This window comes from Negativicoccus succinicivorans (genome assembly GCF_018373335.1).
GTDB classification, from domain to species: Bacteria; Bacillota; Negativicutes; order Veillonellales; family Negativicoccaceae; genus Negativicoccus; species Negativicoccus succinicivorans_A.
The window spans coordinates 1-25,435 of record NZ_JAHAHH010000007.1 but is presented as its reverse complement, the minus strand read 5'-3'; the positions used below and the strand labels follow the sequence as shown (position 1 = coordinate 25,435).

The window sequence follows — 25,435 nt, the reverse complement described above, 5'->3', positions numbered from 1 at the left end:
TATATATCTCTCAATCGATCGGTGTTTGAAGAAGACGATGGCGGGCGTCCGCTATTGGAGATGCTGGCAACAGACAACGACAGCGATCCCGAGTCGATTTATTTACGTAACGAGTGGATGGTATCGCTTTCACAAGCGGTGCCGCGCGTTTTGAGCAAGCTGGAATTGCGGGTGCTGCTCTACTATTTGCGAGGACTTTCTTATGAAACGATTGCGCAACGCATCGGTCGTCCGGTAAAAACAGTAGATAATGCGATTCAGCGCATGAAACGTAAGATGGAATTATATTTTCGAAATCACTAAAGGAAAGGATGACAACTGTTTTGAAGATGACGTTGATGTTTGCAGAAATGATCATCGCGGTATTATTGATTACCGTTGTGGTTCTGCAAGAAAGCAAGACAGCCGGGATGGGAAGTTCTATCGGCGGCGCGGCGGATACATTCTTCGGCGGAAAAGCGCGTGGTAAAGATGCGATTTTATCACGTTTAACCGTTATTTTAGGTATCGTTTTTGCGTTGACTACGTTAGCGCTTGTGAAATACTTCAATACGTACTAATAAAGTCCGCCAAGGCGGACTTTTTGCTTCCGGAGGTGGCGTATGGCAAAACGAGTAATTGATCGGATGCAGGGATACAGTCCCGGACAAATGGTAACGGGCGTATACAAAGGATACGCGGCAAATTTCGGATTCTTGATTACCGATGACAAGCATGAAGATATTTATATCGGTAAAGAGTGTCGCGGAAACGCCATGCACAATGATACCGTACAGGTGGAAGTGCTCGAGCGCAAATCACAGGCCGGTAAGTATGAAGGTCAAGTGGTGCGGGTCGTCACGCACGCGAATGAAACGGTAGTCGGTACTTTTGCGTTGCAGAAAAACTTTGCGGTTGTGACGCCGGATGACGAGCGCATGGGGGCGGATATCTATATTCCCGCCGACCAAATGAAAGATGCCAAAAGCGGCGCCAAGGTACTGGTACGCATCACTAAATGGCCGGAAGCGAAGCGCATGGCGGAAGGCGTTATCGAAGAAGTACTCGGTTATGAGGGAGATAAAGGCCTGGATATCAGCTTGATTATTGCCAGTCACCATATCCCTAAAACCTTTCCGAAAGAAGTTCTTGACGAAGCGGAACAGGTTGCGAAAATACCGATTACACCGGGGGATCGGATGGATTTTCGCGATCAGCCGATTATTACCATCGACGGTGCGGATGCGAAAGATTTTGACGATGCCGTATACTGTCGCACATTGGACAACGGCAATACGGAATTGGGCGTTCATATCGCCGATGTCAGCTGGTACGCGAAACGCGGTTCGGAATTGGATAAAGAAGCATTTCGCCGCGGTACCAGCGTGTACTTGGCGGATCGCGTTATTCCGATGTTGCCGGAAGTGCTATCGAACGGTGTCTGCAGCTTAAATGAAGGCGTCGATCGCTATACCATGTCCGTGGTCATGGAAGTCAACGAAGCGGGCGAAGTAGTGAATTCTAAAATAGGGCCGGGCATCATCAAGAGCGCGCGCCGCTGCACCTATGCAGAAGTTCGCAAGGCCCTGCTGGAAGATATCTACCCGGACAATTTACAGCCGCATCTTACGATGCTTAAAACCTGGCAGGAACTGGCGGAACGCTTGATCTGTATGCGTACGAAACGCGGCGCTTTGAGTTTTGATTTCCCTGAATTCAAGATCCTGCTTGACGAAGACGGTAAGCCGATCCAAATCGTTAAACGTGATCGCACCATTGCCGAAAAAATGGTCGAAGAGGCGATGTTGTTGGCCAATGAAACGATTGCGCGGTTTATATCGAAAGAAAATCGGACCGCTATTTTCCGTGTGCACCAGTCGCCGGACAAAGAAAAGCTGCAAATGGTTTTGAATCTGTTGCAGGTTTGGGGCGCTCGGGTTGAATTGGGAGCGGAAGTAGAGCCGAAAGACGTTCAAAAAATGTTGGCCATTGCGGAAGAACACGGCATCCAGCCGATTATTGAAACAATGACGCTGCGCTCGTTGCCGCAAGCCTACTATGACATTATTAATTGGGGGCATTTCGGTTTGGCCTCCGAATGTTACACGCATTTCACATCGCCGATTCGACGTTATCCGGATCTCGTAGTACACCGTTTGATCCGTGAAGTTTTGACGGGCAAATCACAACCGGCGCGCGACAAACAATGGTTAGCGCGCGCGGCGGAGCAGTCTTCGATGGCGGAACGCCGATCGGTAGAGGCGGAACGTGAAACCAACGATTTGAAACGGACGGAATACATGGCGCCGTTTGTCGGCGAGGCCTTTGATGCGACCGTCACGGGGCTTGCCAACTTTGGCGTGTTTGTCGCCTTGGATAACGGCGCGGAAGGATTGGTCCATACCGATGTGATCGATAACGGCCGAGGATACTTTGAAGAACGTGATTATACGTTTAAAGACCATGGCGGACAAACGATCTTCCAGTTGGGCGATCAGGTTCGCGTGACGTTGGCGAAAGCCGATATCGAACACCGCACGCTCGACTTCCTGCTGGGAGAATTTAACTCGCTTGAAGAGGTCGCGCAGGCATCAGCCGCCATTCGCAGTCACAAGAAAGGTAAGAGTAAAACGAAAGCGGCGAAAAAACTCGCCAAGGCGAAACGATTGAAAAATAAACAGGGCAAGCGAGGGAAGAGAGGCAAACGCCGTCGTCGCTAGCTAACGGAGGAAATATGGCGCGTGAGAATACACGGCAAATTACAGATAACCGTAAGGCGAGACACGATTACTTTGTACATGAAACGTACGAAGCCGGTCTTGTTCTTTTTGGAACGGAAGTCAAATCCCTGCGCGCCGGCAAGGTGAATTTGAAAGACGGATTTGTCAGGATACATCATGGCGAACTGTGGCTTTACAATGTGCATATCAGTCCTTATGAGCAGGGGAATCGGTTTAATCAGGACCCGTTGCGCAACCGCAAGCTTTTGATGCATAAAAGTGAGATTAACCGCTTGTTCGGCAAAGTGCAACAGAAAGGTTACACGCTCATTCCGCTCTCGCTGTATTGGTCACGGGGCAAGGTGAAAGTGAAACTGGGTCTTTGCACCGGCAAAAAGAACTATGACAAACGTCGCGATCTGGCGGAAAAAAGCGCGAAACGCGATATGGATCGAGCGCTTGCCGAACGTCGTCGCACTTGAACAAACAAAACGATTGTGGTATGCTACATTTACTACTTCGGGGACGCACTGGTTTCGACAGGAGTAGTTGTGCTAATGACAGCGGGTCGGGATCCCGGTCATCCCGTTAAACACCGGACTTAACTTACACGCAAACAACGAATTTGCACTGGCAGCTTAATGCCACGCCGCCTTATGTTTTCCTACGGCATAAGCTCGGCGTCAATCAGTAGGATACGTTAACGCGCGCGACTGACGCGCATTAGCGGAAACTCTTCAGTCTGGCGGCGGTCGGCTTGTTCATGAGCGAAGCCGCTGCGAAATCCCGATCATGAACTGCACCCGGAGCGGTTGTTAGGGCAATACTTTTGGACAGGGGTTCGACTCCCCTCGTCTCCACCATGCAATCATACGCCAAGAGCGTTTGGCATCGGATAGATGGATAAAAATTCAGAGAAACAATTCTTTTGCGGAACCGAGGCGACGTAAATGAATTGTTTCTTTATTTATTGCTATTATGAAACTTTTGTGAGTGCACAAAAGATGGTAAAATGAAATCGAATATAAACCGTCCTTTCACGGACAGGTAAACTATAAAGCATGCAAGAGGAAAGGAGGACGGCATGAAGGCGTTACTACGCAAAAATCATGACGGTTTACTCTATGACTATCATATGCACATTGCCTATGAAGGCTTCAAACAACTGGGAGATGTAGATTTTTACACCACCGTGCATGCGTTGCAGACGGTGGATCCGGCCACTGTCATTGTCGGCAGTGAGCAGGATTTGCACGATCTTTTAGCGGGGTGGGACATCGAATGTCCGAATTTGGATTATCCGGAAGAACTCCATGAATTTCTGGGACGAAAAATTTGGCCGTCCACGCTTTTTACGATTACGAATGATCCGTCACTCTGGCGTGTGTTTATCAAGCCTCGCAAAGAAACGAAACGCTTTATCGGCACGGTCCTGGAAGAAACGAGTGATTTGGTCAAGCTCGGAGGCTTTGTTTCGGATATTGACGTTTGGTGCAGTGAAAAAGTGGAATTTGTTTCGGAGTGGCGCGTCTATGTATGTGACGGAGTGCCGCTCGGAATGTTCTGGTATAAAGGTAAATGGGATATCACGCCGGATGTAGGTATTATTCAGCACGCGATCGCAGCGTATCACTCTGCACCGCGCGGTTATGCCATTGATTTCGGTGTGGACAGCGAGGGCCGCACATTACTGGTGGAAGTTAACGACGGTTTCGGGTTAGGGAACTACGGCTTGCCTCCGGTACCCTATGCGCAACTTCTGGCGGCACGTTGGCAGGAACTGACAGCCGATTTGGTAAGAGAATATCAAAAGAAAACTGAGACGCAGGATAAGGATACCGCATCCGTTACGGAGCAATAAAAAAAGACGCGTACGCGTCTTTTTTATTTATTAATCGCGGAAGTACGGTTCAAAGCCCGAGGTAAATTTCTTTTTCTTACCACCTTTACGTGAAGTCGATTGGTAGCCGCGATCGTTACGGTCATTGTGTTCACGACGTTTGCCATGACTGAAATTACGTTTTCCGCCGCTACGCTGATTTTGACCCGAGCGCGAGCTGCGGCGCGTAAAGTTACTCTTTTTGCGGGCGAGCGGACGTTCCGCTGTGATATTGACCGGCGTAGTATCCGGTTCTTCCGTCAGCAACTTAATTGCCGCCGCGACCAATGTAACGGAATCCAATTCACGCAACAATTCTTCCGCGGAAGCATGGAAACCGTCCAAGTTGTCTTGTTCGGCAGTGCGCACCAAGCTGGTCAACGCATTTTTGCGATTGCTTTCGATAACCTCGGACAAGCTGGGGATGGCACGCCGGGCAATGCGACGACGAATTAAATGTTCGATGGCGCGCAGATGTTCCATTTCGCGCGGCACGACAAATGTCGTTGCCAAACCGGCCTGACCGGCGCGACCGGTACGGCCGACACGGTGCACGTAGCTTTCCGGATCCTGCGGCATGTCGTAGTTGTAAACATGCGTTACGCCGCTGATATCGAGACCGCGCGCCGCTACGTCGGTAGCGACCAAAAGGTCGATCGTATTTTCACGGAATTGACGCATGACTTTATCACGCTTCGCCTGCGACAAGTCACCATGCAAACCCTCCGCCGTATAACCGCGTTTCTTCAACGCTTCGGTTACTTCATCGACGCGGCGTTTGGTGCGACCGAAAATAATCGCGAGCGTCGGATCCTGCATATCCAAAAGGCGGCAAAGCACATCAAATTTCTGACGTTCCGGAACTTCAATATAGTCCTGGTCAATCAGATCAATCGTCACTTCTTTCATTTTCATGGTGACGTGTTCCGGCTCTGTCAGAAATTTGTCGGCCAATTTACGAATCGCATTCGGCATCGTGGCGGAGAACAACAGTGTTTGGCGATCCTCCGGAGTAGCACCGACAATTTTATGAATATCATCAATGAAACCCATGTTGAGCATTTCATCCGCTTCGTCGAGAACAACGAGTCGGATGTTGTCGAGAGAAATGGTTCCGCGTTCCATGTGATCCATCAGACGGCCCGGTGTCGCAACGATAATCGGCGGACGTTTGTTAAGGCTGCGCAATTGACGACCCATGTCCTGACCGCCGTAAATCGGCAATGCCCAGTGCGGCAAGTGTTGCGCCAAACGATTGATTTCTTCTGCCGATTGAATGGCAAGCTCACGTGTCGGCGCCAACACAAGGGCAAACGGTCCTTCGCCTTTCGCCGGCACGCGTTCCAGCATCGGAATGCCGAATGCCGCCGTCTTACCCGTACCGGTTTGTGCCTGGCCGATCATATCACGGCCGCTCAAAGCGATCGGAATGGCCTCGCGTTGGATCGGTGTCGGCTCTTCAAAACCCATTTCATTCAGGGCGGTAATAATCGGTTTGGATATTTTTAAGTTGATAAATTCTTCTAACATCTATTTCCTCCTTCGTTCATCAAATATCCATTATATCATGAGATGAGATAAAATCATGCATAAATTCATATATTAATTTGTGTTATACTAAAAATATAAACTTTCCAAAGGGGTGAGACTATGCAACGGTGGAAATACTTGGCATTAGCAAGTTGTTTGACCTTTTCCGTCGCGCTGACGGCCAGCGCGGCAAACTTTGGGATCGGCATCGGCTTCGGTCATCATCACGGAGTCAGCGGTGGAATTTATACTGACATTCCCAGTGAAAGAGATCGTTATGACACGCGTTATCCGCAGTTTGAAAAAAGTTTTACCATTTTACAGCAAGCCGGTCTGCAAGGTGAACGCGTCGGTCGCAATGCGTATGAAGTGACGCTTAAAACCGAACCGCAGAAACTGGTGCCTCGACTGGTAACGGCGTTGGAGCAAGCCGGTTATACCGAGGTGACGGTTACCACAATGGGGAATGAGAACAATGCTTTTTGGATGGTCGAGTACCACGACCCGAAAGCGGAATCATTGTGGCGCGAACATCCGGATCTTGCCCTCACTATACCGCAGCGCTTTTTGGTCTATCGGAGTGCCGACAAAACACGACTGCTTTTACCGAATACGGAAGCGTTGGCATATGATCAGCGCAACGGTAAAGTGACCGCGGCAACAGAAGTGCAAACAAGATTATTGGAGACAATCGTTTTAACATTGTCATAAAAAATCCCCTTCGGGGGATTTTTTATAGTCGTATTTTAGTAAATCATAAGTTATTCATCATTCCCACGCATCGGTAAAAGAGCCTAGATGATATAATAAAAAAAACAGACTAAAGGAGCTGCTATGCGCATTATTCATACGGCCGATTGGCATTTAGGACGAATTTTTTATGAACGTTACTTGACGGAAGATCAAGCATACACGCTGCAGGATTTCAGCGCATTGGTGCGTGACTACCGACCGGACGCGGTGGTGGTGGCGGGCGATATCTATGACCGCGCAGTGCCGCCTACGGATGCCGTACATTTGTGGGATGATATGGTTACGGAATTAAGCTACGCAGATATTCCTTTGATTGCGATCAGCGGTAATCACGACAGCACCGATCGCTTGTCGTACGGTACGCGGCTTTTGCGCCAAAGCGGTGTGTATATTTACGGCATGGCAGAAGCCGATACCGCGCCGCTTGTGCTTCATGATGCGGCGGGGCCGGTATATTTTTGCCCATTTGCGTTTGCCGATCCGGCAACGATACGAATCAAATACGATGAACCGCAGGTGCGTGATTATGACAGTTTATTCCGCGTGCAGGCAGAGCGCCTGTTACAACAGGTACCGTCATCGGCTCGGCGTATTGCCGTGGCGCATGCATTTGTAGCCGGCGGCAGTCCGTCGGATTCGGAACGGCCGCTTTCCGTTGGGGGATCGTCACAGGTAGGAACGGATACATTCCAAGACTTTCACTACACGATGCTCGGACATTTGCACCGACCGCAAACTATGGCGGCGGGTAAATTACGCTACAGCGGCTCGCTGTTAAAATATTCTTTCAATGAAGCGGATCAGCCGAAAGGTGTCGATTTGGTCGAGATTGATGCGGCGGGAGCGGTGCAGCGGGAAAGTGTTAGCTTGCGTAAGCGTCATGATTTGCGCATCATTACGGGCGCGTTTCAGGAACTTATGGGGGACCTTACACCGGCGAGTGATGATTACTTGTTATTGCGTCTGACGGATGAAGCGCCTGTGTTGGCTGCGATGAGTCGGCTGCGCGAAAAATTTCCGAATGTGCTGGCCCTGGAACCGATCGGTCTCAAAGCGCAGCAGGGTGAGCGCACCACAGCGGACATTCGTCGGTTAACCTATACGGATATGTTTGCGCAATTTATTGAGGATGTCGGCGGTCGCCCGCTCGATGAAACCGAGGCGCAGGTTATGGCCGAAGTATGGCAGGAGGCGGAGTCATGAGACCGTTACGTTTGATGATGCAGGCGTTCGGCCCCTATGTGGAGGCGCAAACAATTGATTTTACTCGCCTCGGTGAACGGCAGTTCTTTTTGGTGCACGGACCGACCGGCGCAGGCAAGACGACGATTTTCGACGCGATTTGTTTTGCGCTTTACGGCAAAACCAGCAGCGAACGTGACGCGCGTAATATGCGCAGTGCGTACGCACCGGCATCGTTACCGACACGGGTGGAACTTGATTTTGCACTCGGCGATACCTGCTATCGTGTTGTGCGTGAGCCGGCGCAACGCCTGACCAAACAACGGGGGACGGGAACAACGGAGCGCCCCGCCAAAGTGGAATTTATTAAGATCGCGGTCGATGGTACGGAATTGGAATCGATGGGCGATCGCAACGTGCAAGGAAAAATTTTGGACTTGATCGGTTTTGATGTCGATCAGTTTCGTCAGGTCGTGCTTTTGCCGCAGGGGAATTTTCGTCAACTTTTATTGGCGAGCTCGGCGGAACGAGAGCAGATTTTGGCCAAACTGTTTGCGACGGAAATCGCCGCCCGCGTAGCGGCGTTGTTGAAAGAGCGCGCCCAGGCGCTCGCCTCTTCTTTTGAAGAGGCGAAGCGCGATCGGGAACACGATTTGGGGGCGGAAAACGTTACCACGGAAGAAGAATTGCAATCCGCCATAGAAATAACCCAAGCGGAATGGGACGAAGCGAAAGACGCGGAGTTCGTTTTAGCAAAAGCCCGCCAAGAAGCGCAGCAGTCGGCGCAAGCGGCGCAGGCGTGGCAAGATCTTAAGAGCAAAGAAAAAACAGCGCTCACTGTGCAGAAAAAACTTGCCGACGAGTCCGAAATGATGCAAGAAAAGACCGCAGAACTGGAGCGTTGGCAAAAAGCAGCGACGATGGCCGACAGTATGCAGGCGCTCACCGATGAACAAACGAAGGGATCCCAATATCGTGAGCAACAACGCAAGTTGGAACCGGAATTAAAACAACTGCAAGAGGAGACTCTTTACTGGGAGAAAGAGGAAGAATTTTTAAATACGGAACGTTCCGCGCAAAGTGAATATAAACTGGAACAAGAGCGTCTAACGAGAGTCATCGGTTGGTTTGACGAAGCGGCGCAATTGACACGGCAAGAAGAAGAAAATAAAAAGAAACACGCTGCGGTGCAAGCGCGGCAAAAAGCGGCGCAGGCGGAAACGGAGCGGATCACAAAAACCATCACGGATCTTTCCGAGCAAGGGAACGCGCTTCGTGAGTTGGCGGAGAAAACACCGATTTGGGAAGAAAAATTGGCGTCGCAGCGGCGACAACAAAAGGAATACCAGGCGTATCGGAAACGGCAGCAAGACCATGCCGCGGTCAGCGAAGATATTGAAATCACGAAAAACACGCTTGCTCTGCAGCAGACCGCTTTGCAAAACGCTGTCCAGAGGCGAGAACGTTTGGCCGATCTGCGTGAAAAGAATTGGGCGGCATGGTTAGGCGCAGAACTTACAGCAGGTACTCCCTGCCCAGTATGCGGCTCCCTGCATCATCCGCAACCGGCGGTAGCCGATGAGGAGATGCCGGATGAAGCAACGTGGCAAGATGCGCAGGAAGAAGAAAAGCTGGCGCAGGAAAAGTTGACGGCAACGCAACAGCTTTTGAGCCAGTTGACGGAACGTGAATCCCTGTTGGCACAGGAGTTGAACGCGGCGGATGCTTTGTTGGTATCGCTTACTGATACACAACTTATAGAGCAGGAGGCCGAATTGCAGGCGAAGCATCAAGAGGCAACGGCCGCGCAAGCGGAATTTGAACGCGTTAAAGTGCAGTTGACCGCGCAACAGGAGCAGGAGAAAAAAGCGAACGAAACACTGCAAAAAATCAATGAAGAACTTGCGGAAATCGAATCGGTAGTAACGGTGGTAGCGACCAAACGTGAAGAAGCGCAACGACAGATTCCGCTACAGTTCACAAATGCGGAGTCGGTGAAAGCGCAAGTTGTGCAGTTGCGAGAGAAAATAGAAAACTACGAACGGCGCGAAAAAGCGTTTTCGGAAACGGCGAAAGGGGTTCAAAAAAAAGAGCAGGATCTTCGTCAACAATACGAAGAAGTAATAGGACGACTGGAAGAATGCCGTCATAACTATAAAACGAAACGCGACGCATTGCTCGAGCGCGCCAAAGCATCGGGTTTTACCGATATGACGCTGTTGGCCGCGGCGATTGCGCAGGGACCCTCCATTACCGAGCGCCAGCAAGAAATTCAAAAATATCAAGCGGATTGCATCGCTAACCAAACCCGTTTGGAAGAAATAAAAAAAGAACTGGACGGCATGGCGGCGCCCGACTTAGCAAAAGTCATGGCGGCCGTCAGTCGAGCCGAAAAGGAACATAAAGCGGCGGTCGAACGGACGACGATGCTCGGCATAAAAGTCAAACGATTGGCGGATGTTGCGCAAAAAATGAAGGAATACGCGCAGATATTTGCGAAACTCGATCAGAAACAGGCTGTCGTGGGACGCTTATCCGAATTGGCCAATGGCAGCAGTGTGACAGGCGAGCAGGGACGGTTGAGTTTTCAGCGCTACGTTTTACAGACGTTGCTTGACGATGTCATCATGGCCGCCAATATACGCTTGGAAAAAATGAGTCACCGACGGTACCAGCTTGTGCGTGCGCAAGCGGCAACCGATCAACGTCGCGCTGCGGGGTTGGATTTAGAAGTCAACGATTTTTGGACCGGAGATCGTCGGCCCGCCAATACGCTTTCGGGCGGCGAAACATTTCAGGCATCGCTCGCGCTGGCGTTAGGGCTTGCCGATACAGCGCAGGCCTATGCCGGAGGTTTGCGTTTGGATACCGTGTTCGTTGATGAAGGGTTCGGGACATTGGATGCGGACGCGTTAAACGAAGCGATTCGTATTTTGACGGATTTACGTGAGGGCGGTCGACTTGTCGGTATTATCAGTCACGTAGAAGAATTGCGTCAGCGTATTGATACGCGTTTGGAAATCGAAAAGACGGAAACAGGCAGTCGGGCCCATTGGGTGTTAGGATAATTGCAGAGTATAAGAAATTTTGTTACAATAAACATATCGAAAATGTTCGAATAAGAATTTCAGTAAAGGAGCGATGTCGATGTCCTTTCGATTTGACCATAATAACTTAAATGTTTTGGATTTGGAAAAAAGTCTTGCCTTTTATGAAGAAGCGCTGGGACTTACCGAAGTTCGCCGTAAAACAGCGGAGGATGACAGCTTTATCATCGTCTATTTGGGAGATTATCAGACGGACCATAAGCTGGAGCTCACCTGGTTGCGTGACAGGAAAGAACCGTATAATTTGGGTGACAACGAATTCCATTTGGCGTTCGTGACGGAAGAATATGAAGCCGCTCATGCCAAGCATAAAGAGATGGGCTGTATCTGTTATGAGAATCCTCAAATGGGTATTTATTTTATCGAAGATCCGGACCACTATTGGCTGGAAATCGTGCCGGCGAAAGACTGATGGACGAATTTACACAACGCACTTCATACTTACTGGGGACGGAAGGCGTCGATCGTTTGTCGCGTGCCGCAGTGGCCGTGTTCGGCATCGGGGGTGTCGGTTCATATGCGGTGGAAGCACTGGCGCGTGCCGGCATCGGTCGTCTGGTGCTGATTGATCCCGACCGCGTTACGGCCAGCAATCGCAACCGACAATTACCGGCTTTAGTGTCGACACTGGGGAAATCAAAAGCGCAGGTGATGGCGGAACGCATCGCAGATATTAATCCGGCGTGCCAAGTGGAAGTGCGTGAAGAATTTTATTTACCTCGGGAAAAATCGTATCTGGCAACATTGCATGTTGATTATGTAATCGATGCGATCGATACAGTGACGGCGAAAGTGGGCCTTGCCCGCGAAGCGCAAGCATTACATATACCTATCGTTGCGGCGATGGGCTTAGGTAATAAATTACATCCCGAGCAAATTGAAGTGGCGGATATTTATGCCACCTCCGTGTGCCACCTGGCGCGCGTGATGCGTCGAGAATTAAAACAGGCAGGCGTCGCAAAATTGACCTGCGTATATTCTAAAGAGAAACCGATTGCGCCGCAGTATCCCGAAGGAGCGGAAGAGGTTCCGGGCTCCGTTTCCTTTGTACCGCCGGTGGGCGGAATGATACTGGCGGGGCTCGTGATTCGTGCCATTGCACAGAAAGAAGAGGAGTTACTATGAAAGCGATTATTACTCTTGAAAATAAAGCGGAAATTACGATTGAATTATTCCCGAAAGAAGCACCGGGCACGGTGAAAAACTTCGCGAAACTGGCCGGCGAAGGATTTTATGACGGCTTGATTTTTCATCGTGTGATCCCGGGTTTCGTCGCCCAGACGGGGTGTCCGAATGGTAACGGTACCGGCGGCCCGGGCTACACCATTCCTTGCGAAACCGAAAATAACCCCCATACGCATACGCGCGGGGCCGTATCGATGGCGCATCGCGGCAAAGATACGGGCGGCAGCCAATTTTTCATTTGCTTTGAACCGCAGCCGCACTTGAACGGCGTACACACCGTGTTTGGTCAGGTAACGGACGGTATGGATACTGTAGATTCAATTTTACAAGGCGACCGGATGGAATCGATCCGAATCGTGGAAGAGTAAGTAAGAAGGAAAACAGATGTCAATATATTCGTTACAAAAACCCGACCAGCTCGATTTTAAAATCAATGGTCGGGTTTGGTACGGGTATTCACAAGATTGGTATAAGGATGAATGGCGCCGACGCGCCGGCTGTGGCCCGACCACCGCGACGTATTTAGCGGCGTATTGTCTGCATCGGGATGGCATTTGGAAGGATTTGCATACTACGAATGCGGTGTTAACGCAAATGAATCGGATTTGGGATTATGTGACACCGCGCCAAGGCGGACTTTTCAAAACACGCTGGTTGCGTGACGGCCTGGAAATGTTTTTTCAGGAAGCGGGAATGCAAAATTATCATGCCCGGATGCTCACGGTGTCGGTAGTCCCTCGTTTTCGTCCTTCAAGCGAAGAAGTATTGAATTTTATCAAGGCAGGCTTGGATTGTGATTCGCCGGTTGCGTTTTTGAACCGCCATCGCGGTAACCAAGAGACGATTGATTCGTGGCATTGGGTACCTATCGTGCGTTTGGATACCGATCAGTCGCCCGCTATTGCCGATGTTTATGATGAAGGCATCAAAAAAAGGTTTGCGCCGGCGGAATGGGCAAAAGAAACTATGCTGGGCGGAGGCTTTGTGTATTTACAAAAAACAGAATAGTACATTATCTGTACAATGACATAGATAGGAAGAGGTTTTAGAATGAAAATTGCTAGATCGATTTTAGATCTTGTCGGAAAAACTCCTTTGGTAGAATTGAAAAAATGGTCAGCTAAACGTAATCTTGCGGCGCAGATTGTCGTAAAATTGGAACGACAAAATCCGGCAGGGTCGGTAAAAGACCGCGTGGCGTTGGCGATGATTGACGAAGCGGAAAAAGACGGTTCGCTTGTCCCGGGGATGACCATTGTGGAACCTACGAGCGGCAATACGGGAGTCGGTTTAGCCTTCGCCGGCGCCGTCAAAGGTTATCGTGTGATTTTGGTTATGCCGGAAACGATGAGTATTGAGCGTCGTCAACTGGCCCAAGCGTACGGCGCTGAGATCGTATTGACGCCGGGCGCGCAGGGAATGCAGGGAACGGTGGATAAAGCCAATGAGCTTAAAAAAGAATTGGGAAATGTATTTATTCCACAACAATTTGAAAATGCGGCGAATCCGGCGATGCATGAAGCGACTACCGCTCGAGAAATCTGGGAAGATACCGACGGCCATGTCGGTGCTTTTGTTGCCGGTGTCGGTACGGGTGGCACGGTGACAGGCGTCGGACGCTTTCTGAAAGAAAAGGATGCCGATGTGAAAATTTTTGCGGTGGAACCGTCGACTTCTCCGTTGCTCACGGAAGGCAAAGCCGGCAGTCACAAAATTCAGGGCATCGGCGCCAACTTTATCCCGAAAGTTTTGGACCAAGCCGTGTATGATGAAGTGCTCACGGTAACGAATGAAGACGCGATTGCGGCCACGCAAGCACTGGCGCGTGAAGAAGGAATTTTAGTCGGGGTATCTTCCGGTGCCGCATTGGCGGCAGCAACGGCCTTGGCGCAGCGCTCGGAATTTGCCGGCAAGCGTATTGTTGCTTTATTGCCGGATACGGGTGAACGGTATCTTTCACTCGGTATTTTCGGTGCAGCCGACAAATAATTGCCATAAAAAAAGAACCTCCGCGGAGGTTCTTTTTTATTTTATTCAGTGGCTCTCAAAGAATGCTTTATACGCAAGGTAAGCGCAATAGGCATCCGTTTTTTCAACAAGTTCCAGCGGTGCATGCATGCTGAGCATTGTCACGCCGCAATCGACTACTTCGCAACCCCAGGCCGCCAGGTACAAAGCGATGGTGCCACCGCCGCCTTGATCGACTTTACCGAGCTCACCAATCTGCCACGGCACATTATTTTCATTGAAAATGCCACGAACTTTGCCGAGAAATTCCGCATTGGCATCATTGCTGCCAGACTTACCGCGCGCGCCGGTATACTTCGTTAAAACAATTCCGAAGCCCGTCAATGAAGAATTGTTTTTCTCCATTGTATCGGCAAAAGTGGGATCGAAAGATGCGGTGACATCGGCGGAAAGAATTTCCGTATGTCGCAATGTATCGCGCAAGGCGCGATGGCTGCCGTCACCTTGCAATTCCAACAGATCCATAATGAAGTCGGTGACGTAGGAAGAGTTGACACCCGTGTTGCCGTATGAACCTATTTCTTCTTTATCGGTAAATAACGCGACTTGCGTTTTGGTGCTCGGTTTCGCGGCGAGAATGGCGGCGAGATTGCCATAGGAGCAGACGCGATCGTCCTGACCATGCGCCATGACAAACGCGCGATCGATGCCGACGTCGCGTGCACCCTGTGCCGGAATAACCTCCAGCTCCGCACTGGCAAAATCTTCTTCCGTAATGCCGTATTTGTCGCCAAAAATTTTCAGCACCATTTCCTTGGCGGATTTCTTGCCTTCACCGTGACCGCCGATTACCGGTAACAACATTTCGCCGGTAATGGCTTCGTTGAGCTTTTTCTGCGCCTGTGTCTGTCCCAAGTGCGGCAAAATATCGGTGATGTACAATACCGGATCCGCCGCATCCAGACCCATCTCCACGTTGACCAGACTGCCGTCGGTTTTAGCGATCACACCGACGAGAGCAAGCGGCATGCAGACCCATTGATATTTTTTGATGCCGCCGTAGTAATGCGTGCGGAGAAATACCAAGCCGTCTTTTTCATCGAGCGGGTTCGCCTTTAAATCGAGGCGAGGCGAGTCGATATGAGAGCCGACCAATTTCAGACCTTGACGCATGTCGTCGCGGCCGATAACCGCCATGATGACAGCTTTGCCCTTGTGATCCAAGTACACTTTGTCGCCCGCGTGCAATTCGCTGAAAGAAGACAGCGGTCGGTACCCTGCCGCTTTTGCCTGACGAATAATTTCTTTGTTGGCCAGGCGTTCCGTGCGCGCCGCATTCAAAAAGTTCTTGTATTCCTCCGCATATTTATGGCATTCTTTTTGTTGTGTTTTGTTGAATCGATTCCAAACCGGAGTTTTACGTGAATAAGTTTCCATTGCTTACATCCTTTCTCGTAAAGATTTATATCATTATACTAACAATACTAACCGCAAGCCCAGCAAGAGTAAAGCCAGAGCCAGCAAGTTAATAATGATGGGGCCTTGGACACGTTTGGCGAGGCGCGCACCTATCTGCGCACCGACGATCGAGCCCAGACCGAAGACAATCGCCAGGGGCCAATGAATATGTCCGGCTATGGCGTGCGTTGTAACGCCGAATAAAGCGGAAACCGCCAGGACAAAATGACTGGTAGCGGTTGCAATATGAGTCGGAAATCCCAGCAGATAAATCATAGCCGGAACATGAATGACACCGCCGCCGATCCCGAAAATGCTGGAGATGAAGCCAACGACGAAACTGATGGCACAGCCAAGCGGCTTCGAATACGCAAAGTGAGTATCGGTGTGTTCAACGCGAGTCGCTTTTTTACGACGATTTTGCCAAAGAATAAAAAGCGAGAGCAGCGTTAAAAAGCTACCGAAGGTGAGTTTGAATAACGCGCCCGAAAAGTAATCGGTGAGGATCGCACCCAAAACCGCACCGGGCAAGGTGCAAACGGCAAACAGCACAGCCGCCTGGTAATGAATACGCTTTTGCCGCATGTACGCGACAGTACCTGAGGCCGCATTACAAAAAACAATCGCCAGCGAGGTGCCGGTGATCATTGCCGGTGACCAGGGGAACATAAATAAAAAAAGCGGGACAAATATAATGCCGCCGCCGGCACCGATCAATGTTCCAAATGCCGCTACGAGTGCCCCTAATACGAGGTACAATAAAAATTCCAATCCGATCATCCTTTCATTCTTTTTTGATTATAGCATGAATGGATTCCATTTTGCAGAAAGAAAGGTCTGTGCGATAATGAATACGGAGGTTACTATGATTCGTAAACATAACGATTATCGTTGGGATGATGTTTCCAAATTGGTATATAAAGAAGATAACAGTCCATTTCGCTCCGTTACCCGACAGGTATTATTTGACGGTGCCGAAGATATTCCCTGCCAGTGGCGCTACTTTGAGGTGGCACCGGGCGGATATTCCACACTTGAGCACCATCAACACACGCATTGGGTAATGATTTTTAGGGGCAAAGGCACGGCGCTGTTAGGTGATGAAGTGCAGGCGGTGTCATTCGGTGATCTGATTACCATTCCTGCTTGGCAATGGCATCAATTTCGCGCGAACCGCGGCGAAGCGCTCGGCTTTTTATGCCTGGTTAACCAGGAGCGTGATAAAGTCACATTACCGACTCACGCAGAGCTTACCAAGATGAAAGAAAATCCCGCGATTCGTGATTTTTTGGAGGAGCCATGAAAGAAAAGACGAGCCAACTGGCGCATCTGACCGATATGCAGTATCGTGTTACGCAAGAAAATGCGACCGAACCGCCGTTTCAAAATGAATTTTGGGATCAGGAAGCGCCGGGACTGTACGTAGACGTGGTCACCGGGGAGCCGCTTTTTTCGAGTGAAGATAAATTTGACGCCGGCTGCGGCTGGCCGAGTTTTGATCGGACGCTTGGCGATGCGCCGGTCAGCGAACATCACGATACGAGCATCCCGTTCATGCCCCGTACGGAAGTTCGCAGCAACGGTGGGCATTTAGGACATGTATTTCCTGACGGGCCGACAGAGACCGGTTTGCGGTATTGTATTAACTCCGCCGCATTACGATTTATTCCGTATGAGCAGTTGGATGAAGCGGGTTACGGCAAATATAAAGAAATATTTACCAAACCATTTGACAAGTAAGATTTCGTTTGTTACAATGTGAAAAATTTACAAGTCAATGGCAATGAAGGAAAAAAGTACGCTATCAATGAGTCACAGAGAGCCGGCGGATGGTGCAAGCCGGTACGAATTGGTGTCCGAAGTTCTTTCCGGAGCTTTCCCGCTGAAATAAGTAGGCGGGAACGGCGTGACGGTCGTTAATGCGTCATGAGTTGATCAAATGATAATTAGGGTGGTACCGCGGAGTTTTCCGTCCCTGGGTACCATCCTTTTTTGTTTGATAATTAGGGTGGTACCGCGACCGCGTCCCGTCGTCCCTTCTTGGCGAAGGGACGTTTTTATTTAGAGGGAGCGTGAAGAAAATGCAATGGAGCAGTAAACGTTGGGCAGTCATTTTGGGAGTGGTAGGCATAGTCGCGGTGGGCACTCAATTTTTCGGCAAAACGACGGATGCGCAAGGCACAGACAACCCGGTCGTAGGCATTGTTCAAATAGCGCAACATCCGTCGCTGGATGAGGCGAACCGCGGTTTCGTTGCAGCGCTCCAAAAAGCGTACCCCGCTAAAGCGATTACCATCATGCAGGAAAATGCACAAGGCGAACAATCCAATCTGAAAGCGATCGCGCAGCGTTTCGTCAGCCAAAATGTACAGCTGATCGGGGCGATTTCAACACCGGCGGCGCAGACGATGGCGAACGAAACGGCGACGATTCCGATCGTCGGGACAGCTGTTTCCGATTATGAATCGGCGAAACTCGTAAAAACAAATGCGGCGCCGGGCACGAATGTCACCGGCACCAGCGATCGGACACCGGAAGCGGAGCAGGTACAACTGTTGCAGCGATTATTACCGACAGCCAAACGGGTCGGGATCATTTATAATTCCGGCGAAATCAACAGTGAATTGCAGGCGAAAAGTTTTGTGTCTGCGGCTCAAGCCAAAGGGCTCAGTGTGACGGAGGCAACGGTCAGCAATGTCAACGATCTGGCACAAGTCGCGCAGGCATTGAGCGGTCGCGTCGACGCGATTTATGTGCCGACGGATAACGTCATTGCATCGGCCTTGCCGACGTTGATTAACGTGACGAATGCCGCCCGCATTCCGGTCATCGGCGCGGCGGCAAGTTATGTGCGGGAAGGCGCGCTGGCGGCCCTTTCCGTAGATTATTACCAAATCGGCTATCGCGCCGGTGAAATGGCGGTGGCCATTCTGAAAGGAAATGCGCAACCGCAAACGCTTGCGATTGAGTTGCCGGCAGCGCAGGCGCCATTGATCAGTCGCTCGGCGGCAAGCACATTGGGAATTGCCATTGATCCGGAGTTGGCGAAGACGGCGCAACTTTGCGACTAGCAAAAAGCGTAAGCTGAAATTTACGGATGGATATGATCTATGTCGTTAAAACTGTGAGAAAAAGAGGAAATTGTTACAATTTCCTCTTTTTGTTTTGTCACTATTGGTAATAGTTGCTATAATAATCTGTGATATAGTCGTATATATTAGGAAATGAAACAGTAAGGAATACAATAGAGGAAGGTGATGAGATGACGGACATAGCCGCGAATCTGGAAGCGGTACGAGAGAGAATTCGTAACGCGCGGATTCGCTCAGGACGTGTCGATCATGTGCAATTAGTTGCCGTCACTAAGTTTCATCCGGTTGCCGCAGTGCAAGAGGCTGCGCGCTTGGGAGTGACCGTTGTCGGTGAAAACCGGGTGCAGGAAGCGATACAAAAGCAGGCGGAGTATACCGGCACACCGATTTCCTGGCATTTAATCGGGCATCTGCAACGCAACAAAGCGGCCCAAGCCGTGCGACATTTTGATTTGATTGAATCGGTCGACTCGGCGCGTATTTTGGAGGCCATTGAAAAGCAGGCCGAAAAAATAGATAAAGTGCAGGATATTTTACTGCAGTTCAATATTGCGGAAGAACCGCAAAAATACGGGCTCAAGTTGTCGGAATATGAAGATATATTGGCCGCCGTAGGAGCGGCATCGCATATTCGTTTGCGCGGCCTGATGTGTATGGCGCCGTTGGTGGAAAATCCGGAAGAAGTACGTCCGGTTTTTCGCGTCGCTTACAATGTATTTGATGACTTGCGTCATCGTTACGGCGAAGGGGATATACGCTACCTTTCCATGGGGATGAGCAATGACATGGAAGTAGCGATTGAAGAGGGAGCGAACCTGGTTCGCGTTGGCACCGCGATTTTCGGTAGCCGTGAATAATAAGGAGGAAAACAATGGGCTGGAGAGACAGTTGGAATCGTATGGTGGATAGTGTTTCGGGAAATCATGACGATTATGAAGATGAATACATGGATGATGAAGAGGAATATGAAGACGATCGCGTGAACTATCGCACGCCGTCGGCGGCGGTACCGGTACAACAGTCGAAAGCGTATCGGATGATTGTTGTAGAACCGTATACTTTCGGTGACTCCGAAAAAATTGCCGATCATTTGAAATCGTATCGTCCGGTGGTCATTAACTTGGAAAAAACGGAAGATGAAGTCGGTCGTCGTTTAATTGACTTTGTCAGCGGCGTTACTTACGCACTCGAAGGTCATATCGAACAAGTCAGCAATGCCATTTTCCTCGCTGTACCGAACAACATGACAGTGGATACGGAAAATTATACCTACACGACTACTCCCAATTTAGGCGCTGACGTAGCGCCTACCTGGGGCAGTCGTCAGCAATGACAAAACTGGGAATCATTGGCGTCGGCGCTATGGGCGGCGCGATTTTACGCGGTATTCTAGCCGGCAAAGTTGTTGCGGCTACTGATATTTACGTGCGGGAGCATACCTTTGCCAAAACGCAGGAAGTGGCGGAACGCTACGGTGTTAACAAAGCGGATTGGTCGGCACTTGCGGTCTGCGATGTGGTGATTATCGCTGTCAAACCGGACAAGGTGAAAGAAGTATTGTCGGAACTTGCAGCAGCGAAATCGCAGGGTATCATCGTGTCGATTGCCGCGGGAACGACGCTTGCGAAGCTTCGCGAATGGAGCGCAACAAATCTGTCCTTCGTACGTGTGATGCCGAACACGCCGGTTGATGTGGCAGCGGGAATGATTTCCATTGCACCGGCGGAAGATGTAGCAGAAAATGATGTAGCACTGGTAGAATCCATTTTTGCCGCGCTGGGCGAAACGATTGTCGTTAGCGAAGCGGAATTGACCGCGATGATGGCTTTGACAGGTGCGGGACCGGCGTATGTTTATGTCATTATGGATGCGTTGGCGGATGCGGGCGTGCGAATCGGCTTGCCGCGCAAGCTGGCGATTAAAGCCGCGGCGCAGACATTATTCGGCGCGGCAAAAATGCAACTGACGAGTAATACTCATCCGGCTATTTTGCGGGATCAGGTAACATCTCCCGGTGGCACTACGATTGCGGGTATCCAGGCGATGGAACGCAACGGTTTGCGTTCGGCTTTGATCGAGGGCGTTGTAGCCTGCTATGAGCGTGATCGGGAGTTGGAGCAGACGCATGAATGAACGCGAAAAGATCAGCCGCTATTTCAGCGGATCGGGCAATGGAGAATTAGCCAATCGGCTTTTGGATTTGGCGGATCAGGTACGGACACGCCGACCGCTTGCGGTCAGTGATTTTGTCAGTCCGTATGCCGGCCAGATCGCGACCACGATTCGCGCGCACTTTCCCGGCTTGGAAGTCGAGGAAAACGGTGGATATCATGGCGCGGAACGTATTAAAATCGCATTCTTCCGACCGGAATTCGCCGGTAAAATAGATTGGAATCTGAGTGCTGTGGAAGCAAGCTGGGATCCGCGTTTTCGGCTCCTTAGCCACCGTGATGTGCTGGGAGCACTAATGGGGCTGGGATTGGAACGGGAAGTGTTCGGCGATATTTTAATGCAGCCGACGCGCGCGCAGGTGGTTGTTGATCGTACTATTGTGCAGTATCTGCTGCAAAACTGGCAAAAGATTGCCATGGTCAATGTAACGCCGCGAGAGATTCCGTTGACCGACCTGGTTCCTAAAATAGAAAAAGTAAAAGAAGTCCGTACGACGGTTGCCTCGTTGCGTCTTGATGCGATCGGAGCTGCCGGTTATGGTATGTCACGCGCCAAAATGGTAGCGGCCATTAGTGCGGAAAAAGTACAAGTCAATTGGCAACGGGCCAAAGGGCCTGCACAAATTGTCGCACAGGGCGACGTTATTTCAGTACGAGGGCGCGGCCGTTTGGTCGTAGCAGAGATTACCGGTACCAGTCGTAAGGGGCGGACCGGTTTGCGTTTGGAACGATATCAGTAACGGGAGGAAACCAAATGTTAACACCGATGGATATTCATAATAAAACTTTTTCCAAAGGCCTGCGCGGCTATGCTCAGGAAGAAGTCGAACAGTTTCTGGAAGAAGTCGTCAACGACTATGAGAAAATTTATCGTGAACATCGGGAGATGGAAGAAGAAACCGATATGTTGCGCACGAAATTGAAAAATTATGAAACGATGGAAACGACCATGACGTCTACGTTGATGATGGCGCAGGAAACAGCGGAGAATGTCAAAGTCAATGCACGTAAAGAGGCGGAATTGATCATTGCTAAAGCGGAGACGGAGAAAGAGCAAATGCTCCGTGATACGGCAGACTCATTACGCAGCGCACAGGAGCAATATAATCAAATCATGGCCGACATCAGCGTTTTTCGTGCGAAATTACGCTCGCTGCTCGAATCACAATTAGCGTTGGTGGACACCATGGTAGCGGATCCCTCCCAAGCCATGGCAAACTATGAAGCTGTGTCCGAGGTGGAAGAAAATAGCGAGGAAGAACTTTTCACCGTGACCGATGCAGAAGAAACGGAGCCGGAAGCAGTACAAGAGGCAGAAGCGGAGGAGTTGGATTCCGCAGAAGGTGAAATCGATAGGGAGGCGTAAGATGGCGACAACGCAAACTGCGTGGGTCACGGAAGAGCAAAGTCCGTTCGTCAAACTATCCCTTGCGGCACGGAAAATTTTACATGAGGAGCAGTCTGAATTTCAGCATATTGTCGTGGCCGACAGTATGCAATTTGGCCGTATGCTGATTTTAGACGGAGTTTTTCAAACCTCCATCGCCGATGAGTGGGTGTATAGTGAAATGATTACCCACGTTCCTTTGTGCCTGCATCCGGATCCGCGTCGCATCCTGATTGTGGGCGGCGGTGATGGTGGTACAGCGCGGGAAGTATTGCGTCATGCTACCGTCGAGTCGGTGGAAATGGTGGAGATTGATTCGGCTGTAATTGCCGTTGCTAAAAAATATTTGCCCGAGATTGCTGTCTCTTTGTTGCAAGATGACCCGCGTTTAACCGTTACCGTTGGCGACGGAGTTGCCAAAGTGGAAGCGGCAGAGAATGAGTATGATGTGATTATTGTTGACTGTTCGGATCCTATAGGACCCGGGGAGGGTTTGTTTACCGCCGAATTTTATGCCGCCTGTGCGCGAGCTTTAAAGGCAGACGGCATTATGGTACAGCAAACAGAATCGCCGTTTTTCCATCAACGCTTAATTTGTGATGTTCAACAGGCGGTGGCGAAAAGCTTTCCGGTGACCCGCCTGTATACGGCACCGATTCCGTTGTATCCCAGCGGTTACCATTCGTTTACGTTGGGGGCCAAAACGCGGGACCCTTTGGCGGTGGAATGGAGAACTCCTAATTTGTCGAATTGTCGTTACTACAATACAGAAGTCGGTAAAGCTGCATTTGTGCTACCGGAATTTGTACGTCACCTGACAACGGGGGAGGTACCGCCGATGGCCGATTCTAAATAAATATTGACAGTAACCAAACAAGATGGTAAACTATTAACTGTTCCGATTTATTCGGGCATGGTGGGTATGGTGAAGTGGTTAACACGGCGGATTGTGGCTCCGTTATGCGTGGGTTCGACTCCCACTACTCACCCCACAGGGGTATCGCCAAGCGGTAAGGCAACGGACTTTGACTCCGTCACACGGTGGTTCGAATCCACCTACCCCTGCCAGTATGATCCATTAGCTCAGTTGGTAGAGCACCTGACTTTTAATCAGGGTGTCCCGCGTTCGAGTCGCGGATGGATCACCACATCAAGCCTCTGCTTAGCAGAGGCTTTTTACTTATAGGTAATTATTGTCTACTGATAACAGGCAATTGGCCCGTTTCCGTTGACAGTTCAATCGTTAAATTATACAATATAAGACGAGCATAGTATTAGATGAAAATATTTTTAATAATATCATAAAATATTATCATGAGGGGTTGAGGCGGAGTGTTTAGCGCGTTTACAGTGTCGATCTTAATATTTGTGATAACTTACGCTGTAATCATGACGGAGAAGTGGCCGCGAACAATTGTTTCACTGGTCGGCGGCATGACAATGATTTTGGTCGGTTTTGTCACGCAGGAAATGGCGATCACCCGTTTTATAGACTTCAATACACTCGGTCTTTTAATCGGGATGATGATGATCGTTGCTGTCGTTAAAAAAACAGGGATGTTCGAAGCGTTCGCCATTTGGGCCGTCAAATTGACACAAGGCCGTTCGCTGCTGCTGATGTTGATGTTTGCATTTTTGACAGCGATTTCGGCAGCGTTTTTGGATGTTGTTACAGCGGTACTCTTAATCGCGCCGATCACTATTTCATTGACAAAATTTTTACGTCTTAATGCGTATCCTTTCCTGATCATGGAAATTTTAGCCGCCAACATCGGCGGTACAGGAACTATGGTAGGCGACCCGCCGAACGTCATGATCGGCAGCGCTGTCGGACTAACATTTATGGACTTTGTTACCAATACCGGTCCGATTGCTGTATTAGTACTGCTTCTCTGTGTACCTTCTTTACTGCTTATTTTTCATAAAGAACTTAAACATGAACCTTTTGAAAAATCGCTTTTAGACAAACTGGATCCGAAAAAACAGATCGCCGATTGGCGATTATTCCATATTTCGTTAACCGTCTTGGTGTTAACCGTATTCGGTTTTGCGATCCACAACCTGATCGGATTCGAAACGGCGACGATTGCCCTTACCGGTGCGATTGCCATGATGGTTTTTACAGGCGAGACTCCGGAGGAAGCATTGAGCGGTGTGGATTGGAGCACCATCTTCTTCTTTATCGGTCTCTTTGTTCTTGTCGGTGGTATTGAGGCTACCGGTGTTATCGGTTGGGTCGCGAAATGGGCAGTAGAACAGACGCAGGGCGATATCGAAATGACATCTTCGCTGATCCTCTGGATCAGTGCCATAGCGTCTGCTTTTGTGGACAACATTCCGTTTACCGCGACCATGATTCCTATCATTAAGGAAATGGAAAACGTGATGGGGCTGGATCCCAATGTATTGTGGTGGTCGCTTTCCATCGGTGCTTGCTATGGCGGTAACGGCACGATCATCGGCTCCTCGCCGGGAGTTATTATTGCGGCTTTGGCAGCGCAGAACGGTTACGATATAAGTTTTAAAAAATACTTTATAGTCGGTTTTCCGATGATGCTCTTTACCGTATTTGTCGGCCAAATATATATTTGGTTACGATACTTTTGAGGGCAAATCAAAAAAGACGCCTGTACAGGCGTCTTTTTTATGTAAGAAAGCGCCGAGTAAATGTTGACTGTTTCTTGACAACGTATATTTTGCGTGATATGATAATCAAGCATCAATGATTTGATGGTTGTAGGGCCTGTCTGCGAACTTGAAAAAGATGAAGAAAAGGCTTGACACCGGAAAAAAGAGATGCTATCATAATCAAGTCGCATGAAGCGACGCGGTTCTTTGAAAACTGAACAATGCAAAGAATTAACGCCAATGTGCGGGTCTGATATCAGACCCGAGTCAATTACAAAAGTCCTTGGCAACAAGGCAAACAAATGAGCAATCAAACTATCATGGAGAGTTTGATCCTGGCTCAGGACGAACGCTGGCGGCGTGCCTAACACATGCAAGTCGAACGGAGAGATATGA

At 49.8% G+C, this 25,435-nt stretch carries 25 protein-coding genes, 3 tRNA genes, 1 rRNA gene, 1 other RNA gene, 1 pseudogene and 1 other annotated feature; of the genes and pseudogenes, 28 read left to right on the top strand and 3 right to left on the bottom strand.

From position 1 onward, the window contains the following. The 6 genes from KH813_RS01405 to KH813_RS01380 all read left to right on the top strand — a co-directional run. Positions 1-303, top strand: a 303-nt coding sequence (locus KH813_RS01405; RefSeq protein WP_303992312.1) for a sigma factor-like helix-turn-helix DNA-binding protein, incomplete at its 5' end; no start/stop codon positions are given. Positions 304-329: 26 nt separating this feature from the next. Then, positions 330-560, top strand: a complete 231-nt coding sequence (secG, locus tag KH813_RS01400; RefSeq protein ID WP_075939639.1) for a preprotein translocase subunit SecG — start codon at positions 330-332, stop codon at positions 558-560. 42 nt (positions 561-602) lie between these two features. Further along, a complete protein-coding gene (gene rnr / locus KH813_RS01395; RefSeq protein ID WP_303992309.1) occupies positions 603-2,699 on the top strand; it encodes a ribonuclease R in 2,097 nt (698 codons plus the stop codon). A 14-nt stretch (positions 2,700-2,713) separates the two neighbouring features. Further along, on the top strand, positions 2,714-3,181 hold the full coding sequence (gene smpB, locus KH813_RS01390; RefSeq protein ID WP_303992306.1) for an SsrA-binding protein SmpB: 468 nt from the start codon (positions 2,714-2,716) through the stop codon (positions 3,179-3,181). Between the two features lie 39 nt (positions 3,182-3,220). Beyond that, positions 3,221-3,562, top strand: a transfer-messenger RNA (tmRNA) gene (ssrA, locus tag KH813_RS01385). A gap of 221 nt (positions 3,563-3,783) precedes the next feature. Continuing rightward, positions 3,784-4,560, top strand: a complete 777-nt coding sequence (locus tag KH813_RS01380; RefSeq protein WP_303992302.1) for an ATP-grasp domain-containing protein — start codon at positions 3,784-3,786, stop codon at positions 4,558-4,560. 30 nt (positions 4,561-4,590) lie between these two features. Here KH813_RS01380 and KH813_RS01375 read toward each other — a convergent pair whose 3' ends face one another. Then, positions 4,591-6,108 carry a DEAD/DEAH box helicase gene (locus tag KH813_RS01375; RefSeq protein ID WP_303992300.1) on the bottom strand — a complete coding sequence of 506 codons (1,518 nt, stop codon included), beginning with the start codon at positions 6,106-6,108 and terminating at the stop codon, positions 4,591-4,593. A gap of 120 nt (positions 6,109-6,228) precedes the next feature. On the opposite strand from KH813_RS01375, the gene KH813_RS01370 reads away from it, so the two are divergent. The 8 genes from KH813_RS01370 (at position 6,229) to cysK (ending at position 14,324) form a co-directional block, all read left to right on the top strand. After that, entirely contained in the window at positions 6,229-6,819 is a 591-nt protein-coding gene (locus KH813_RS01370) for a hypothetical protein (RefSeq protein WP_303992297.1), read from the top strand. A gap of 123 nt (positions 6,820-6,942) precedes the next feature. Continuing rightward, complete coding sequence (locus tag KH813_RS01365) at positions 6,943-8,064, top strand: exonuclease SbcCD subunit D (protein WP_303992294.1); 1,122 nt, start codon at positions 6,943-6,945, stop codon at positions 8,062-8,064. Further along, positions 8,061-11,111 carry an SbcC/MukB-like Walker B domain-containing protein gene (locus tag KH813_RS01360; protein WP_303992290.1) on the top strand — a complete coding sequence of 1,017 codons (3,051 nt, stop codon included), beginning with the start codon at positions 8,061-8,063 and terminating at the stop codon, positions 11,109-11,111. Before KH813_RS01365 ends, KH813_RS01360 begins: the two co-directional genes overlap by 4 nt. Before the next feature lie 79 nt (positions 11,112-11,190). Next, complete coding sequence (locus KH813_RS01355; RefSeq protein ID WP_303992287.1) at positions 11,191-11,562, top strand: VOC family protein; 372 nt, start codon at positions 11,191-11,193, stop codon at positions 11,560-11,562. Then, on the top strand, positions 11,562-12,275 hold the full coding sequence (locus KH813_RS01350; RefSeq protein ID WP_303992285.1) for a tRNA threonylcarbamoyladenosine dehydratase: 714 nt from the start codon (positions 11,562-11,564) through the stop codon (positions 12,273-12,275). Before KH813_RS01355 ends, KH813_RS01350 begins: the two co-directional genes overlap by 1 nt. Next, entirely contained in the window at positions 12,272-12,703 is a 432-nt protein-coding gene (locus KH813_RS01345) for a peptidylprolyl isomerase (protein ID WP_303992282.1), read from the top strand. Before KH813_RS01350 ends, KH813_RS01345 begins: the two co-directional genes overlap by 4 nt. A 16-nt stretch (positions 12,704-12,719) precedes the next feature. Further along, complete coding sequence (locus KH813_RS01340) at positions 12,720-13,343, top strand: hypothetical protein (protein ID WP_303992279.1); 624 nt, start codon at positions 12,720-12,722, stop codon at positions 13,341-13,343. A gap of 42 nt (positions 13,344-13,385) precedes the next feature. After that, positions 13,386-14,324: a cysteine synthase A gene (cysK, locus tag KH813_RS01335; RefSeq protein ID WP_303992277.1), complete on the top strand. Its 939-nt coding sequence runs from the start codon at positions 13,386-13,388 to the stop codon at positions 14,322-14,324. A gap of 45 nt (positions 14,325-14,369) precedes the next feature. Here cysK and KH813_RS01330 read toward each other — a convergent pair whose 3' ends face one another. Together KH813_RS01330 and KH813_RS01325 are read right to left on the bottom strand one after the other, a co-directional pair. After that, positions 14,370-15,740 carry an aminopeptidase gene (locus KH813_RS01330; protein WP_303992274.1) on the bottom strand — a complete coding sequence of 457 codons (1,371 nt, stop codon included), beginning with the start codon at positions 15,738-15,740 and terminating at the stop codon, positions 14,370-14,372. Between the two features lie 33 nt (positions 15,741-15,773). Then, positions 15,774-16,541, bottom strand: a complete 768-nt coding sequence (locus KH813_RS01325; protein ID WP_303992272.1) for a sulfite exporter TauE/SafE family protein — start codon at positions 16,539-16,541, stop codon at positions 15,774-15,776. Positions 16,542-16,626: 85 nt separating this feature from the next. Here KH813_RS01325 and KH813_RS01320 point away from each other — a divergent pair, with 85 nt between their 5' ends. The 14 genes and pseudogenes from KH813_RS01320 to KH813_RS01255 all read left to right on the top strand — a co-directional run. Beyond that, complete coding sequence (locus KH813_RS01320) at positions 16,627-17,064, top strand: cupin domain-containing protein (RefSeq protein WP_303992268.1); 438 nt, start codon at positions 16,627-16,629, stop codon at positions 17,062-17,064. A 26-nt stretch (positions 17,065-17,090) separates the two neighbouring features. Next, positions 17,091-17,501 (top strand): annotated as a pseudogene (msrB, locus tag KH813_RS01315) (peptide-methionine (R)-S-oxide reductase MsrB); the annotation flags it as partial. A gap of 34 nt (positions 17,502-17,535) precedes the next feature. Further along, positions 17,536-17,802, top strand: a binding site (T-box leader). Positions 17,803-17,842: 40 nt separating this feature from the next. Further along, positions 17,843-18,832, top strand: a complete 990-nt coding sequence (locus KH813_RS01310; protein WP_303992315.1) for an ABC transporter substrate-binding protein — start codon at positions 17,843-17,845, stop codon at positions 18,830-18,832. A 191-nt stretch (positions 18,833-19,023) separates the two neighbouring features. Continuing rightward, positions 19,024-19,710 carry a YggS family pyridoxal phosphate-dependent enzyme gene (locus tag KH813_RS01305; protein WP_303992262.1) on the top strand — a complete coding sequence of 229 codons (687 nt, stop codon included), beginning with the start codon at positions 19,024-19,026 and terminating at the stop codon, positions 19,708-19,710. A 14-nt stretch (positions 19,711-19,724) separates the two neighbouring features. After that, positions 19,725-20,186, top strand: coding sequence for a cell division protein SepF (locus KH813_RS01300; protein ID WP_303992259.1), 462 nt, complete (start codon positions 19,725-19,727; stop codon positions 20,184-20,186). Then, positions 20,183-20,986 (top strand): pyrroline-5-carboxylate reductase, encoded by an 804-nt coding sequence (gene proC / locus KH813_RS01295; RefSeq protein ID WP_303992256.1) that lies wholly within the window; start codon positions 20,183-20,185, stop codon positions 20,984-20,986. The genes KH813_RS01300 and proC overlap by 4 nt, the downstream gene beginning before the upstream one ends. Further along, positions 20,979-21,764, top strand: a complete 786-nt coding sequence (locus tag KH813_RS01290) for an RNA-binding protein (protein ID WP_303992253.1) — start codon at positions 20,979-20,981, stop codon at positions 21,762-21,764. Before proC ends, KH813_RS01290 begins: the two co-directional genes overlap by 8 nt. Before the next feature lie 14 nt (positions 21,765-21,778). Next, positions 21,779-22,390, top strand: coding sequence for a DivIVA domain-containing protein (locus KH813_RS01285; RefSeq protein WP_303992250.1), 612 nt, complete (start codon positions 21,779-21,781; stop codon positions 22,388-22,390). 1 nt (position 22,391) lies between these two features. After that, positions 22,392-23,267: a polyamine aminopropyltransferase gene (gene speE, locus KH813_RS01280; RefSeq protein ID WP_303992248.1), complete on the top strand. Its 876-nt coding sequence runs from the start codon at positions 22,392-22,394 to the stop codon at positions 23,265-23,267. A 60-nt stretch (positions 23,268-23,327) separates the two neighbouring features. Continuing rightward, positions 23,328-23,403 (top strand) — tRNA-His (locus KH813_RS01275). Position 23,404: 1 nt separating this feature from the next. Further along, positions 23,405-23,479 (top strand) — tRNA-Gln (locus KH813_RS01270). 4 nt (positions 23,480-23,483) lie between these two features. Next, a tRNA-Lys gene (locus KH813_RS01265) sits at positions 23,484-23,559 on the top strand. A gap of 184 nt (positions 23,560-23,743) precedes the next feature. Then, on the top strand, positions 23,744-25,018 hold the full coding sequence (locus tag KH813_RS01260) for an ArsB/NhaD family transporter (RefSeq protein WP_303992245.1): 1,275 nt from the start codon (positions 23,744-23,746) through the stop codon (positions 25,016-25,018). Positions 25,019-25,356: 338 nt separating this feature from the next. After that, positions 25,357-25,435: ribosomal RNA gene (locus tag KH813_RS01255) — 16S ribosomal RNA — on the top strand; the annotation flags it as partial.